The following is a 15307-nucleotide window of genomic DNA, read 5'->3' as shown; positions in this document are numbered from 1 at the left end:
CGCCGACAACGGTGAATCCTGCCCGGCCACTTACTTCTTGGCCTTGGCGTCGGAGCCGTCCTGGGAGAGTGCGGCGATGAAGGCTTCCTGCGGCACTTCGACGGAGCCGACCATCTTCATGCGCTTCTTGCCCTCCTTCTGCTTCTCAAGCAGCTTGCGCTTACGACTGATGTCACCGCCGTAGCACTTGGCAAGCACGTCCTTACGGATGGCGCGGATGTTTTCGCGCGCGATGACCCGAGCGCCGATCGCGGCCTGGATCGGCACCTCGAACTGCTGCCGGGGAATGAGGTCTTTCAACTTGCCGGCCATCATCACCCCGTAGGCGTAGGCCTTTTCACGGTGCACCACCGTGCTGAAGGCGTCGACCTTGTCACCCTGCAACAGGATGTCGACCTTGACCAGGTCGGCCTGCTGCTCACCGTCGGGCTCGTAATCCAGCGATGCGTAGCCGCGGGTGCGTGACTTGAGGGAGTCGAAGAAGTCGAAGACGATCTCGGCCAGGGGCAGGGTGTAGCGCATTTCGACGCGGTCCTCGGACAGGTAGTCCATACCCCGCAGCGAGCCGCGTCGTGACTGACACAGCTCCATGATCGCGCCGATGAACTCTGCCGGCGCCAGGATCGTGGCCCGCACGACCGGCTCGGTGATCGAGTCGACCTTGCCCTCGGGGAACTCCGAGGGGTTGGTGACGATGACGGTGCGCCCGTCGTCCAACTTCACGTCGTAGACCACCGACGGCAGCGTGGAGATGAGGTCGAGATCGAACTCGCGCTCCAGGCGTTCACGCACGATCTCCAGGTGGAGCATTCCGAGGAAGCCGATGCGGAAGCCGAAGCCGAGTGCCGCGGAGGTCTCCGGCTCGTAGACCAACGCCGCGTCGTTCAGCTTCAGCTTGTCGAGCGCGTCGCGCAGCACCGGGTAGTCGGAACCGTCGATCGGGTAGAGGCCGGAGAAGACCATCGGCTTCGGATCGCGATATCCACCCAGCGCCTGGGTGGCACTCTCGCGCGCGGAGGTGATGGTGTCACCGACACGTGACTGACGGACGTCCTTCACACCGGTGATGAGATAACCGACCTCGCCGACGCCCAGCCCCTTGGACGGCACGGGTTCCGGTGAGATGACACCGATCTCGAGCAACTCATGGGTCGCCTTGGTCGACATCATCTGGATCTTCTCGCGCGGGTTGAGATTGCCGTCGACCACACGTACGTACGTGACTACGCCACGGTAGGTGTCGTAGACCGAGTCGAAGATCATCGCGCGGGCGGGGGCGTCAGGGTCACCGACGGGCGCAGGGAATTGCTGCACGATCTGGTCGAGCAGCGGCTCGACGCCGAAACCGGTCTTACCCGAGACCTTCAGGCAATCCTCTGGCTCACAGCCGATGAGACCGGCGAGTTCCTCGGCGTACTTCTCCGGTTGCGCCGCCGGCAGGTCGATCTTGTTGAGCACGGGGATGATCGTGAGGTCGTTCTCCATCGCCAGGTAGAGATTGGCGAGGGTCTGGGCCTCGATGCCCTGGGCGGCATCGACCAGCAGCACGGCGCCTTCACATGCGGCCAGCGATCGCGACACCTCATAGGTGAAGTCGACGTGACCAGGGGTGTCGATCATGTTGAGGCAGAAGGTTTCTCCGTCGAGCTCCCACGGCATGCGCACGGCCTGGCTCTTGATGGTGATGCCGCGTTCGCGCTCGATGTCCATGCGGTCGAGGTACTGCGCCCGCATGGCGCGGTCGTCGACCACTCCGGTGATCTGGAGCATGCGATCGGCAAGGGTCGACTTGCCGTGGTCGATGTGCGCGATGATGCAGAAGTTGCGGATCTGCGAAGGCGGCGTCGCGGCTGGTTGCAGCGCGGTGCGTGCCATGGGTGCCACAGATGATTCCTCGGGTGCTGGACGTACGGGGGTCAACCGCTCAAGTCTCCCATGACGTCCGGCAGCGGCCTACCTGGCGGCCTCGCGGCGTCCCAGCCACACCGAGACCAGGGCGATGAACACCCCGCCGACGGCGAGCAGAGCGCCCAGGCGGCTCGGCCATTCGTAGCCGTATCCGCGGCTGAGCACGACACTGCCCATCCAGGCGCCCAGGGCGTTGGCGGCATTGAGGGTGGAGTGGTTGAGCGCGGCTGCGAGCGACTGACCCTCCTGGGCGACGTCCATCAGGCGGGTCTGCAGCATCGGCACCAGGATGGTGGGCAGGAAGCCGAGCAGGAAGACCGCGATCACGGCGGTGACCTTGCCCTGGGCGAGGAATCCGAACACTGCGAGCAGCAGCGCGATGAGGCTGAGTGAGCCGATGATGCCCCGCATGAGACCGAACTGCGAGACCTTGCCGGCCACCGTGGCGCCGATGGTCATACCGACGCCGTAGACCACCAGGATCAGCGGGACGGTGCTCTCCGAGAATCCGGCCAGGTCGGTCATCGTCGGGGTGATGTAGGAGAACGTGGCGAACATGCCGCCGAAGCCGACGGTGCCGATGCCGAGCGCGAGCCAGACCTGTGGTCGGGTCAGCGCCTTGAGCTCCTTGGTGGCCGATGCGTTCTCGTCGGCAGGCTGCACCGGAATCCAAGCGATCACCGCCGCGACGCAGGCAATTGCCAAGGCACCGACGAAGGCGTAGGGATACTGCCAGCCGAGGTGCTGCCCCATGAGAGTCGACAACGGCACACCGATGACATTGGCGACCGTGAGACCGGCCAGCATCATCGACACCGCCCACGTACGCCGGTTCGGCGCCACCATCGAAGCGGCCACCACCGAACCGATGCCGAAGAAGGTCCCGTGCGGCAGACCCGACAGGAACCGCGCCACCATGAGGGAGCCGTAGGAAACGGCGAGCGCCGAGGCGATGTTGGCGACGGCGAACGCCGCCATCAGCGCGACCAACTGAGTCTTGCGCGGCACCTTGGCGGCGAGGGTCGCGATCAGCGGTGCGCCGACGACCACGCCCAAGGCGTATGCGGAGACGACATGACCGGCTGCCGGGATGCTCACGTCGATGCCGTCGGCGATCTGGGGCAACAAGCCCATCGTGACGAACCCGGTGGTGCCGATCGCGAATCCACCGAGAGCGAGTGCGAAGAGTGCGAGTCCGATCCGAGCGGCTTCGTCGACTCGTCGGCCAGGCGGGAGTGGTCGCCGATGTCGTGCAGCGCTAGTGGTTCGGTCACCTATCAAGTCTGGGGCGCGAGCCCTGCTACCCGCGAATCCGCGCATCGCATCGTGAGCAACCTCACCGAGCATGCCCCAATTGGTCGGACCTTTTGCTAGCGTGCACGTGGCCGAGGTCACAATCAGACCGCGCCCACCGTGGGGCCGCCGGAGAGGAAATCCGATGAACGCATCGCAATCGGCCATCGCCGCGCTCACCCAACGCCTGAAGTCGCAATTTCCTGAGGGCGCAGTGATCACTGATCCGGCCCGGTTGGACGCCTACGACTGCGACGGCCTGCTGGTACATCGGGTGCGCCCGGCCGTCGTGGTGCTCGCCCAGGACGCCGAGCAGGTGCAGCAGACAGTGGCAGCATGCGCAGACATGCGGGTGCCCTTCGTCGCCCGCGGCTCCGGCACGGGGCTCTCCGGCGGAGCCCTCCCCCACGCCGACGGCGTCCTGGTCGTGATGAGCGGATTCCGCGAGATCCGCGAGGTCTCGGCGCCCGACCAGCGTGCTGTCGTCGACCCCGGCGTCATCAACTTGTCTGTGACACAGGCAAGTTCACCCCAGGGTTACTACTTCGCGCCTGACCCCTCCAGCCAGCAGATCTGCTCGATCGGCGGCAATGTCGCCGAGAACTCCGGTGGCGCGCACTGTCTGAAGTATGGCTTCACCAGCAATCACGTACTGGCCGCCGAGGTGGTGCTGCCCGATGGCTCGGCGGTCACGCTCGGGCAACGGGCACCCGATGCTCCTGGCTATGACCTGCTCGGTGCATTCGTCGGCTCGGAGGGCACCTTGGGCGTCGCCACCGAGGTGACGGTGCGCCTGCTGCGCACTCCTGAAACTGTGCAGACCTTCCTCGCAGGATTCGAATCGACCGATGCCGCCGGCGCAGCCACCTCGGCGATCATCGCCGCCGGCATCGTCCCGGCTGCCATCGAGATGATGGATGCGCTCGCGATCGAAGCCGCCGAAGCAGCGGTGGCGTGCAACTACCCACGAGGGGCGGGAGCGGTGCTGGTCGTCGAGCTGGACGGCCCGACGGCCGAGGTCGAGACCGAATCTGCGCAGGCCCAACGGCTGTGCCGCGAAGCCGGCGCCTTCGAGATCCGGCTCGCCGCCGACGCTGAGGAGCGGGCCGCGATCTGGCGGGGGCGCAAGTCGGCGTTTGCGGCGGTCGGTCGCATCTCCCCCGACTACATCGTGCAGGACGGCGTGATCCCGCGGACGAAGCTGTCGCAGGTGCTGCACCAGATGGGCGAACTGGCCGAGACCAAGGGCGTGCGGGTGGCGAACGTCTTCCATGCCGGTGACGGCAATCTGCACCCGCTGGTGCTCTTCGACGGCGCGGTGCCCGGACAAGAGGCCCGTGCCGAAGAGGTGTCGGGCGCAATCCTCGACCTCTGCCTCGAACACGGCGGATCGATCACCGGTGAGCACGGCGTTGGCTTCGACAAGGCCAAGCACATGCCGAAGATGTTCACCGAGATCGACCTCGACACCATGCAGCGCGTGCGCTGCGCCTTCGACCCGGCCGGCATCTCCAACCCCGGCAAGATCTATCCAACCCCGCGACTGTGCGGCGAGGTGCCACGAAAGCACACTGCAGACGAACCCGACCGCTTCGCCGGCCGGGCGGAGGTCTTCTGATGCAACTGCTGGACGCACTGCACGACCACGAAATCGACGCTGCAGCCATGTCGGACACCTTCGACGGAGCCGACGTTGCGGTGACCGTGCGGCCGACCACGACTCAGGAGGTGTCGACGGCACTCCGTCTCGCACACGAGCGGGGCGCTTCGGTTCTCGTGTGCGGACACGGCACCAAACAGACCTGGGGTGGCCCGGCAGGCACCACCGACGTCCTGCTCGATATGTCGACGATGGACCAAGTGCTTGAGCACCAGCCTGGCGACCTCATCGTCAGCGCACAAGCAGGCTGCCCACTCGCCGACGTCCAGCAACTGTGCGGGCAGGCGAAGCAGCGATTGGCGCTGGATGAGATGGTGCCCGGCTCGACGGTCGGCGGCGCCATTGCCACGAATCCGAGCGGGCCGCTACGTGTGCTTGCCGGGACGATGCGCGATCTGCTGATCGGCATCACCCTCGTGCTGGCCGACGGCACGATCGCCCACGCCGGAGGCAAGGTTGTGAAGAACGTCGCCGGTTACGACCTCGGCAAACTGCTCGTGGGGTCGTACGGCACCCTCGCCGTCGTCACCGAGGCGACCTTCCGCCTCCACCCAGTTCCGGCGGCGTTCCGGTGGGTGACGGCGGACGTCCCGCTCGACCGGTTGAGCGAGGTGCTCGCGGCGGCACTGCACACCCAGGACGCCCCCAGTGCAATCGAGATCCGTTGCGAGTCAACCGAATCAGCTCAACTTGCGCTGTTGCTCGAAGGCACCGAAGAGGGTGTCGCCGCCCGCGCTGCTCGCGTGGCGACCGATCTGGGCGGCGCCGAAGGCGACGAGCCGGCCTGGGCCCGCACCCACCCATGGACAGTCGGAGAACAGACCGGCCTGAAGATCACGGCGCAACTCTCAGCCGTGCCCGCTGTCGCCCGAACCGCAGCGCAGATGGGATGGATCGTGCAGGGATCGGCAGGCGCCGGAGTGCTCTACGCCGCCCGGGAGTCTGCGAGCGCCGCCGACGTGAGCGCTGCATTGGACAGCCTGCGCCGCGCGGCCCGGGGCGGGAGCGTCATCGTGCTCGACGCACCTCGCCAGATCCGCGAAACCGTCGACATCTGGGGACCGATTCCCGCCGTGGCCGTGATGCAGCAGGTGAAGGACCAGTTCGACCCGAGCCATTCCCTGGCCGCGGGCAGATTCGTGGGAGGCATCTGACCATGGAGTCCATCAGCCCGGACGAACGCACAGCCGTGCCGACCGGCGGTTTCGACGACCACAACCCGCCCGACCCGGCGTTGCTCGCCGATTGCGTGCACTGCGGCTTCTGCCTGCCGACCTGCCCCACGTACGTGCTCTGGGGTGAGGAGATGGACTCTCCCCGCGGCCGGATCCACCTGATGAAATCGGTGGACGAGGGAGCGCCGCTGGACAGCACGATCGGCGGACACATCGACGCCTGCCTCGGATGCATGGCCTGCGTCACCTCGTGTCCCAGCGGTGTGCAGTACGACCGTTTGTTGGAGCAGATGCGTCCGCAGGTGGAACGTCACGTCGAGCGGTCACGCGCCGACCGGGCCTTGCGCACTGCGGTCTTCAAGCTGTTCCCTTATCCCCGCCGCCTCAAGGCGCTGCGCGGACCACTGCGCCTGACCCAACGAGTCGGCCTCGATCGTGCCCTGGCGAATTCGACTCTGCTGGAACGCATTTCACCATCACTGGCGATGCTGCAGAAGCTGACCCCAGCGCTGACAAAGCCCGAGCAGCTGAGCGAACGCATCCCCGCGGTCGGCACGAAACGTGCCACCGTCGCGTTGCTCACCGGGTGTGTGCAGGACGCCTTCTTCTCCGGGGTCAACGCATCGACCGCCCGAGTGCTCGCGGCCGAGGGCTGCGAGGTGATCGTGCCGCGTGGCCAGGGCTGCTGCGGCGCACTGTCAGGGCACTCCGGACGTGAGGATGAGGCCGCGGGCTTCGCGGAGCAACTGATCGCCGCGTTCGACCAGTACGAGGTCGAGTACATCGTGGTCAACTCGGCCGGTTGCGGCAGCGCGATGAAGGAGTACGAGTTCCTGCTCACCGGCGCCGACGGCGGGCAAGGCGCATCAACAGGGCACCCACGCGCCCGGGAGTTCAGCGCCAAGGTGCGCGACTTCAGCGAGCTCATCGCAGAGCTCGGCTCGGTGGCGAGCTACCACCCGCTCCCGCTCACCGTCGCCTACCACGACGCCTGCCACCTCGGGCACGCCCAGGGAGTTCGCGCGCAGCCACGGGCCTTGCTCAAGGCGATCCCCGGCCTGGACGTCAAGGAGATCCGCGACGCCTCCATCTGCTGCGGCTCAGCCGGCATCTACAACGTGCTCAACCCCGAGCCCGCCAAGGAACTGGGCGATGCCAAGGCCCGCAATGTCATCGACACCGGCGCCGCGCTGCTGGTCACCGCCAACCCCGGCTGCATCATGCAGATCGCACTCGGTGTGGAGCGGGCAGGTGGGCGGATCGGCACCGCTCATATCGCCACCGTGCTCGATCACTCCTTGCGCGCACAACCAGCGGGAGACCTGCTGAAGTAGAGACATGCGTCTTGACCTCGCCCGCGTGCGCACGCTCGCGCGAAGAATTCTCGGCCCTTCTTCCCCACCTCGCTCCGCAGCTGGCCAACAGTCCCGCCCCACCACGCCGCCGACTCGGCTCCGCAGCGGTGCGGGTGCTTACCCCGGCGACCACCACGGACGGCCCGATTTCGAGTACCGCCCGGTGCCCGACGGACTACCTGACCCGGGCGAAGTGGTCTGGACCTGGGTGCCCTACGAGGAAGACCACACCCAGGGAAAGGACCGGCCCGTCCTCCTGGTGGGCCGAGACGACACCTGGCTGCTTGGACTGCCCATGACCAGCAAGGATCACGACCGGGACGCCGAGCAGGAACGTGCAGCCGGTCGGCACTGGTTCGACCTCGGCAGTGGTCCGTGGGATTCGCGCGGCCGATCCAGCGAGGTGCGCCTCGACCGCGTCCTTCGGGTGGACGGCGCCTTCGTGCGTCGCGAAGGCGCCGTGCTCGACCGCGAGCGCTTCGAGGCGGTGGCTCGCGCTTTCGACGAACTGCCTCGTCCCTGACCAGGTATCCGGTACGGCTCGTTTCCGATACTTGGGGTATCAGTTTCAGTTAGTCTGCTGTCCAAGAGGGCTCCGCCGCTCGCGGAGCCCGTTCCCCGCAGATCCGAAGGGCAGAGATGACGCTGCAGAGCAAGCCGTCCATCGCCGACCGAGGACAGGCGTTCGGTATGCGCCTGATCACCCGGGCCGGTGGACTCGACGCACTGAAGAACCCGGTGCTGCGCGGCAAGGTGGAGAAAGTGCTCTACCGCAGTGCGAAGACCGGCTTCAAGGCACAGACGGTCGCCGGACGCGCGTTCACCAAAAAACCCGGCGGCGCCGATGCCTCGCGGCCACGGCCGACCAAGCCGCGCCGCGAGTTCGACCTCACCCCCACCGACGATCAGCAGATGATCCAGGAGGCGGCGCGCGAGTTGGCCGACCAGGTGCTTGGCCCAGCTGCTGCGGGCGCCGACGCCGAACGTACCGTGCCCGTGCAGGTATTCGAACAGGCCGCTGCCATGGGCATGACCCTGCTGGGCGTACCCGCTGACCTCGGCGGCGTCGCCGAAGAGCGCTCAGCGGTGACCAGCGCCCTCGTGCTCGAAGAGCTCGCGCGCGGTGACATGGGTGTGGCCGTGGCGATCATGTCGAGCGCAGCCGTCGCGAACGCGCTTGCGAACTACGGAGATTCGAGCCAGCAGGCCACCTTCCTGCCGGCGTTCACCGACGAGAAGGAGCCGGCCACCGGGGCGATCGCGCTGCAGGAAGCGCAGCCACTCTTCGACCCGCTGGCCCCGCGGACGACGGCCACCCGCGAAGGCGACGAGCTGGTCGTCAACGGGGCGAAGTCGTTGGTGGTCGGCGCCACAACAGCCGACCTCTTCATCGTCTCGGCGATGCTCGACGGTGAGGCACGGATGATCATCGTCGAGCCGGGCACCGATGGCCTGTCGACCTCCGACGACCCCGCCATGGGCATCCGTGCGGCACACACCGGGGTGCTCCACCTGGAGCAGGTGCGGGTTCCGGCGGCGAACCTGCTCGGCACCGCGCAGGACCACATGGACGCTGTGCGACGAGCCCGACTGGCCTGGGCAGCGGCTGCCGTCGGCACGGGACAAGCCGTGTTGGATCAGCTCAAGACCTACACCGTCGAACGCAAGGCCTTCGGCGAACCCATCGCGCATCGGCAGGCCGTCGCCTTCACGGTGGCCAATATCGCGATCGAGGTGGAGGCCCTGCGTCTGGTCGTCTGGCGGGCGGCCGCCCAACTGGACGAGGGCAACGATGCGGCCGCCGCCGATCTCATCGGTCAGGCGCGCGCCCTGGCTGCGCGCCACGCGACCCAGGTGGGCAGTGATGGCGTCCAGATGCTCGGCGGGCACGGCTTCGTCAAGGAATTCGACAACGAGCGCTGGTTCCGCGACCTGCGCGCTACCGGCGTGCTCGAGGGCACGCTGCTGGTCTGAGGAGAGCGATGATCGATCTCGAAGTTCCCCGTAAGTTCAAGCCACTGCTGAAGCAGGCGGGTGCACTCGCCGACGAGGTGTTCCGCCCGATCAGCCGTAAGTACGACCGAGCAGAGCACGAGTACCCGCGCGAACTCGACCTGCTGTCGGCTCTCATCGACGGCATGGGCGATTCGGGCGCGAGTCAGGGCGCCGGCGCCTCGGGCTCGGCCAAGGCCCAGACTTCTGCGCGAGAAGACGCCGAACCCAAGGGCGTCGGCTCAGGACGGAACACCGGCAAGTCCAACCGCAACGGCACCAATCTGTCGTCGGTGCTGTCGATCATGGAGACCTGCCGAGGGGACGTCGGCCTCACCCTCTCGATCCCCCGTCAGGGGCTCGGCAATGCCGCGATCGCGGCGGTCGCCAATGAGGAGCAGAAGGCGCGTTACGGCAACCGGTGGGCCGCCATGGCGATCACCGAACCCGACACCGGTTCCGACTCCGGCGCGATCCGTACCACGGCTACCAAGGACGGCGACGAGTACGTGCTCAACGGCGAGAAGATCTTCGTCACCGCCGGCGAGCGAGCGGAGCTCGTCGTGGTGTGGGCGACCCTGGATCGCTCCCTGGGCAAGCAGGCGATCAAGTCGTTCGTGGTCGAGCGGTCCAATCCCGGTATGAAGCTCGTGCGGTTGGAGCACAAGCTGGGCATCCGGGCCTCCGACACCGCGGCGTTCAGCCTGCAGGAATGCCGTGTGCCGGCACAGGATCTGCTCGGTGACCCCGAGATCCGGATCGAAGGTGGCTTCGGAGGCGCGATGCAGACCTTCGACAACACCCGCCCGTTGGTCGCGGCGATGGCGGTCGGCCTCACCCGCGCCTGCCTCGACACCGCGTCCGAGTTGCTCAGGGCCGAGGGGGTCGTGGTCGACCCCGATCGACCACTGCACGTGCAGAGCAATGCAGCCGCGCGCCTGCTGCAGTTCGAAGCGGAGTTCCAGGCTGCCTACCTGCTCACCCTGCGGGCCGCGTGGATGGCCGACAACGGCAAGCCCAACTCCATGGAGGCATCCATGGCGAAGGCGAAGGCCGGACGCACCTGCGTCGACGTCGCTCTTGGCTGCGTCGAACTCTGCGGTGCCTCCGGATACGCCGAGACGCAGCTGCTGGAGAAATGGGCCCGCGATTCGAAGATTCTGGACATCTTCGAAGGCACCCAACAGATTCAGCTCTTGGTCGTGGCGCGCAGACTGCTGCAGTTGAGTTCGACCCAATTGCGTTAGTACACCAAGACAAAACAAAGCCCGCCCACGCGCGCCGGATGCGCGTCGGCGGGCTTTGTCGTTAGTACAGATCCGTCACACAATGTTTTCGTGAGCCAGGGCGACCGTCACAGCCGCGAGCACTTCGGCCCGGCTGGGGTTCCAGCGACGCACGCGCTGAACGAGTTCGCGGGCCGCCAACTGCAGCTCCTGAGCTGCCGAATCCTGCCCCGCGGCGATGAAGGTGCCGGCTCGGCCACGCGTCACGATGAGCCCACAGCGTTCGAGTTCTGTGTACGCCTTGGCGACCGTTCCAGGTGCGATGCCCAGGGTCGCGGCGAGGCCCCGCACAGTGGGGAGCTTGCTGCCGACGGCGAAAGAACCATCCCGCACTCCTTCGGCCACCTGCGAACAGATCTGCTCATACGTAGCCTGGTGGCTCTCCCTGTCAATTGTGATCACGGGTTCATTTTCAACCAACCTGCGAATTTCAGCCGGTCAATCCCGATCTTGGCGAAAAGCCGACATGGAATGCTGTCGGAAAACGCAAAAGTGCCCCCGACAGGAGTCGGAGGCACTGAATTCGTTTGCGTCAGATGCGGCTGCCCGAGCGCTGCCACGCCATGATCAGGTCGTCACGCGACGCGGGGGTGCCAGCATTCTCGACGGCCTTGGCGAAGGCGCGACGGGCACGGGCGTTCTCGCGGTGGTGCTTGATCGACTGAGCGAGCGAGGTCATTGTGGGTAGGCTCCTTTGCCTGATCCAGGGTGTTGGGTTGTGCTTCGATGTTCCGTGGTGAACTTTTCGACATCGAAAGAATACGCCTTCGCGGCTGGTCTGAACAAATCCTGAGCGCCCTTCGTGAGCGAACTCACAGACGACCGACACGGTACGAAAACGATGTGACGCGGCTCCCGTGATCGGCCAAGCTGTGCTCTCGTGGGACACATCGAAGCAAACGGGATCGACTACTTCCTCCCGGACGGACGACCGCTGCTGGGCGGCGTGAATCTGCGCGTGGGCGAAGGAGCAAAGGTCGCCCTGGTCGGTCCGAACGGCACGGGCAAGACGACCCTGCTCCGCATCATTTCCGGTGAGCTCGACGCGCACGACGGGGCGATCACCCGCAGCGGGCGCATCGGGGTGATGCCGCAGTTCATCGGCAAGGTGGGCCGAGCCGGGTCACAGGTGACGGTGCGAGACCTACTGCTCACCGTCGCTCCCCCGGCAATCCGATCGGCAGCCGCCGAGGTCGATCGCACCGAGTTGGCGATCATGGAGCACGACACCGAGGCTGACCAGATGGCCTATGCCCAGGCGCTGGCCGACTGGGCAGAAGTCGGTGGTTACGAATGGGAGACGGCCGCAGACGTCTGCACGATCGCAGCGCTGTCGGTGCCTTTCGAAAAGGCACAATGGCGCGACGTCAACACCCTCAGCGGCGGCGAGCAGAAACGGCTCGTCCTGGAGTCGCTGCTCCGCGGTCCGGATGAGGTGCTGCTGCTCGACGAGCCGGACAACTACCTCGACGTGCCCACCAAACGATGGCTCGAGCAGCAATTGCTGAGTTCGCCCAAGACGGTGCTTTTCATCAGCCACGACCGGGAACTGCTCAGCACCGTCGCAACCCGCATCGCCACACTCGAACCACAGGCTGCAGGCGCCACATGTTGGATCCATCCCGGATCGTTCACGACCTATCACCAGGCCCGGCTCGATCGAAACGCCCGCCTGGAGGAGCTGCGTCGCCGCTGGGACGAGGAGCACCTCAAGCTGAAGACGCTGGTGCAGACGCTGAAGATCAAGGCGGCCTACAACGACGGGATGGCCCCGCGCTACCACGCCGCGCAGACCCGCCTGAGCAAGTTCGAGGAGGCCGGCCCGCCGGAGGCACTGCCCTTCGACCAGAAGGTGACGATGCGGCTGCGGGGTGGTCGCACGGCCAAGCGAGCCGTGGTGTGTGAGCGCCTCGAACTGACCGGTCTGATGAAGCCTTTCGACTGTGAGATCTGGTACGGCGAGCGGGTCGCCGTGCTGGGTTCGAACGGTTCCGGCAAGTCGCACTTCCTGCGCCTGCTGGCCGGAGGCGGCTCCGATCCCGATGTCGAGCACCGACCGGTCGGCGATGTAGCGCCCTCCCCGGTCGAACACACCGGCAACGCCCGTCTCGGGGCACGCGTCCGGCCCGGCTGGTTTGCCCAGACCCACCAGCACGAGTCGCTCAACGAACGAACGCTGCTCGACATCCTCCACCGCGGGGACGACCACCGCGAAGGCATGCCGCGCGAGCAGGCGTCCAGGGTGCTCGACCGGTACGAGTTGGCGCGCAGCGGCGAACAGACCTTCACATCACTGTCCGGCGGTCAGCAGGCGCGCTTCCAGATCCTGCTGCTCGAGCTCAGCGGCGCAACCCTGCTGCTGCTGGACGAACCGACCGACAACCTCGACCTGCACTCGGCGGAAGCCCTCGAGGACGGCCTCTCACAGTTCGAGGGCACGGTGATCGCCGTGACCCACGACCGTTGGTTCGCCCGCGGCTTCGACCGCTACCTCGTCTTCGGCGCCGACGGCCGGGTCTACGAGACACCTGAGCCGGTCTGGGACGAGGGCCGGGTGCAGCGGTCCCGCTGACCAATACGGCACACTCGTCCCGGGCGACGGACGCCCCGGAACGGAGCAGGTGTGGACAACAGTCTCGGCGACATCATTCGCGTCGTCGATCTGGTCGGCGTGGCAGTGAACGGCCTGTTGGGCGGTGAGATCGCCCGTCGCGAGCGTCTGGACCCCGTCGGCTTCGCGGTGCTGGCGATCCTCTCCGGGCTCGGCGGAGGTCTGATCCGCGACACCCTGCTGCAGAAGGGCACGCCGGTCGCTCTCACCGACCCGTACTACCTCGTCGTGGCGATCGCCGCGGCGGCCGTTGCCTTCGTCCTGCGTTTCGAGGGCGACCTGTGGAACCGCATCTACCCCTGGTTCGACGGACTGGCCCTCGGCACTTGGGCCGCGGTCGGCACCCAGAAATCGCTCGGCTTCGGCCTCGGCGTGCTCCCTGCACTCCTGCTGGGCACGGTCACCGCAGTCGGCGGCGGGATGGTGCGGGACATCGTCCTCGCCAGACGTCCGGCATTCCTCGGCGGAAACACCCTCTACGCGACCTGCGCGATCATCGCCAGCGGCGTGGCGATCCTGCTCAACGGTCTGGTCACCCCGGAGGTCGGCATCCTCGCGGCGACCGCGATCGGCGCGCCGATGGTGGTTGTCGCCAAGGCCCGCGGTTGGCGTCTTCCGGGAGAGTCGGCCCGAGAGGGCGTGCGAGCGATCCGACGACGCTACCCACGCGAGCGCTGAGGACAGACCCTCACCACGACCAGCGAACACCGACGAATCCTGGCCCGAACCCGCTGAGGCGGTGGTGTGCCTCGTGGGTGCCCGCCAGGTGGACCCGCGTGACCTGCTCCCCGGATCCGGCGTCCTGGAAGACCTCGCAGTGGGGCGGCGCCGCGTCCGGGTGGAAACGCACCCACACCAGCGCCTCGCTGACCCGACGCAGGAGGTACTGCCCGTAGTGGTCGAGGCCGCGCGCGTCCGGCACGCTGAGTTCGTACTCCACCACCGCCATCTCCCCGACCATGAGGGGTCGGTGCAGGTCGATGAGCGCCGACAGGCTCACCTCGTCCAGCGCCGGCCCCGGACGGCGCGAGGGCCCGAGCCGGTCGAGCAGACTGCCCGGCGCGAGGTCGAGGATCTCCTCGAGCGCGGCGAAGTTGAGTCCAGCAGAGTGGTGTACGAGTTGGTGACCGTGTCGTTCATGACGTGAGCGGCGGTCACCGGTGATTCTTCGAGAGATCTTCCACAACCACCTCGAAGAAGGAGCACACGATGACCGCCTACCCCCACGATATTGACCCGGCACGGTTTCTGCAGGAACAGCTCTCCCAGGCATCGCCGGATCTGATGCGGGACATGCTGTCCACGTTCATCAACGTGTTGCTGTCTTCCCAAGCCGACAGTGTCTGTGGTGCCGAGTACGGCACCCGTGGACACCGACCGTACGAACTCCCGCAACGGGTACCGACACCGCGACCTTGACACCCGGGTCGGGACCCTGGAAGTCGCGATCCCGAAGCTACGTGAGGGCAGCATGTTCCCCGGCTGGCTGCTGGAGCGCCACCGCCGCGCCGAGCAAGCCCTCACATCGGTCGTGGCTCATGCACGACCAGGAAGACCAGCCGCTACGACTCAAGATCGGGTCGCTGTTCAGCGGCTACGGCGGCCTCGACCTCGCCGTCGAACACGTCTTCAACGCCGAAACCGTGTGGTTCTCTGAACTCAACGAACCCGTCGCCTGCGTCTTCTCCCTGCCACTGGCCCGGCGTCCCGAACCTCGGCGACATCACCATCATCAACTGGCACGAGATCGAGCCCGTGGACATCCTCATCGGCGGATTCCCATGCCAAGACGTATCCACCGTCGGCAAACGCGCAGGCCCCGCACCCGGCACCCGCTCGGGCCTCTGGGCGCACATGGCCGAAGCCATCGACGCACTCCAACCCGAATGGGTCGCCATCGAGAACGTCCGCGGGCTGCTGTCCTCCCCAGCGACGCGGCCACCAGTAGAAGGAGACCGACATGTCCACGCCGCTGCGTTCACGGCTGCTGGGGTGCCGCTCTGCCGTCGGGTGTGACTCCATCGAGC

Annotated in this window: 14 protein-coding genes and 1 pseudogene; 10 read left to right on the top strand and 5 right to left on the bottom strand. The window is 66.7% G+C overall.

From position 1 onward, the window contains the following. Nucleotides 1-30 precede the first annotated feature (30 nt). Together lepA and J5M86_RS05680 are read right to left on the bottom strand one after the other, a co-directional pair. Nucleotides 31-1875: a translation elongation factor 4 gene (gene lepA, locus J5M86_RS05685; RefSeq protein WP_188060375.1), complete on the bottom strand. Its 1845-nt coding sequence runs from the start codon at nt 1873-1875 to the stop codon at nt 31-33. A gap of 78 nt (nt 1876-1953) precedes the next feature. Next, on the bottom strand, nt 1954-3042 hold the full coding sequence (locus J5M86_RS05680) for an MFS transporter (RefSeq protein WP_244328502.1): 1089 nt from the start codon (nt 3040-3042) through the stop codon (nt 1954-1956). A gap of 304 nt (nt 3043-3346) precedes the next feature. Between J5M86_RS05680 and J5M86_RS05675 the strand changes: the two genes are divergently transcribed. The 6 genes from J5M86_RS05675 to J5M86_RS05650 all read left to right on the top strand — a co-directional run bounded on the left by J5M86_RS05675 (nt 3347) and on the right by J5M86_RS05650 (nt 10630). Further along, nucleotides 3347-4819, top strand: a complete 1473-nt coding sequence (locus tag J5M86_RS05675) for an FAD-linked oxidase C-terminal domain-containing protein (RefSeq protein ID WP_188060244.1) — start codon at nt 3347-3349, stop codon at nt 4817-4819. Further along, entirely contained in the window at nt 4819-6015 is a 1197-nt protein-coding gene (locus tag J5M86_RS05670) for an FAD-binding oxidoreductase (protein ID WP_188060243.1), read from the top strand. The genes J5M86_RS05675 and J5M86_RS05670 overlap by 1 nt, the downstream gene beginning before the upstream one ends. 2 nt (nt 6016-6017) lie before the next feature. Then, nucleotides 6018-7370 carry a (Fe-S)-binding protein gene (locus J5M86_RS05665; RefSeq protein WP_188060242.1) on the top strand — a complete coding sequence of 451 codons (1353 nt, stop codon included), beginning with the start codon at nt 6018-6020 and terminating at the stop codon, nt 7368-7370. 4 nt (nt 7371-7374) lie between these two features. Continuing rightward, nucleotides 7375-7914, top strand: coding sequence for a type II toxin-antitoxin system PemK/MazF family toxin (locus tag J5M86_RS05660; protein ID WP_188060241.1), 540 nt, complete (start codon nt 7375-7377; stop codon nt 7912-7914). Nucleotides 7915-8030: 116 nt separating this feature from the next. Continuing rightward, a complete protein-coding gene (locus tag J5M86_RS05655) occupies nt 8031-9365 on the top strand; it encodes an acyl-CoA dehydrogenase family protein (protein ID WP_188060240.1) in 1335 nt (444 codons plus the stop codon). An 8-nt stretch (nt 9366-9373) separates the two neighbouring features. Next, a complete protein-coding gene (locus J5M86_RS05650; protein ID WP_188060239.1) occupies nt 9374-10630 on the top strand; it encodes an acyl-CoA dehydrogenase family protein in 1257 nt (418 codons plus the stop codon). Between the two features lie 75 nt (nt 10631-10705). Here J5M86_RS05650 and J5M86_RS15595 read toward each other — a convergent pair whose 3' ends face one another. Then, nucleotides 10706-11071: a GntR family transcriptional regulator gene (locus J5M86_RS15595; protein ID WP_188060238.1), complete on the bottom strand. Its 366-nt coding sequence runs from the start codon at nt 11069-11071 to the stop codon at nt 10706-10708. A gap of 130 nt (nt 11072-11201) precedes the next feature. Next, nucleotides 11202-11348: a hypothetical protein gene (locus J5M86_RS05640; RefSeq protein WP_188060237.1), complete on the bottom strand. Its 147-nt coding sequence runs from the start codon at nt 11346-11348 to the stop codon at nt 11202-11204. A gap of 201 nt (nt 11349-11549) precedes the next feature. Between J5M86_RS05640 and J5M86_RS05635 the strand changes: the two genes are divergently transcribed. Together J5M86_RS05635 and J5M86_RS05630 are read left to right on the top strand one after the other, a co-directional pair. Continuing rightward, nucleotides 11550-13241: an ABC-F family ATP-binding cassette domain-containing protein gene (locus tag J5M86_RS05635; RefSeq protein ID WP_188060236.1), complete on the top strand. Its 1692-nt coding sequence runs from the start codon at nt 11550-11552 to the stop codon at nt 13239-13241. A gap of 51 nt (nt 13242-13292) precedes the next feature. Further along, nucleotides 13293-13958, top strand: coding sequence for a trimeric intracellular cation channel family protein (locus tag J5M86_RS05630; protein ID WP_188060235.1), 666 nt, complete (start codon nt 13293-13295; stop codon nt 13956-13958). A gap of 10 nt (nt 13959-13968) precedes the next feature. On the opposite strand, the gene J5M86_RS05625 is transcribed toward J5M86_RS05630, so the two are convergent. Then, the gene (locus tag J5M86_RS05625) at nt 13969-14466 is read right to left on the bottom strand and encodes a hypothetical protein (protein WP_188060234.1); all 498 of its coding nucleotides are present in this window, start codon (nt 14464-14466) and stop codon (nt 13969-13971) included. A gap of 23 nt (nt 14467-14489) precedes the next feature. Between J5M86_RS05625 and J5M86_RS05620 the strand changes: the two are divergent. Then, nucleotides 14490-14817, top strand: a pseudogene (locus J5M86_RS05620) (transposase); the annotation flags it as partial. A gap of 218 nt (nt 14818-15035) precedes the next feature. After that, nucleotides 15036-15296, top strand: a complete 261-nt coding sequence (locus tag J5M86_RS15400; RefSeq protein ID WP_244328501.1) for a DNA cytosine methyltransferase — start codon at nt 15036-15038, stop codon at nt 15294-15296. Nucleotides 15297-15307: the final 11 nt, after the last annotated feature.

The sequence above is a fragment of the Yimella sp. cx-51 genome, assembly GCF_017654605.1.
Taxonomy (GTDB): domain Bacteria; phylum Actinomycetota; class Actinomycetes; order Actinomycetales; family Dermatophilaceae; genus Yimella.
The sequence above is the reverse complement of the archived record's forward strand: the minus strand, read 5'-3'. Positions and strand labels throughout refer to the sequence as shown.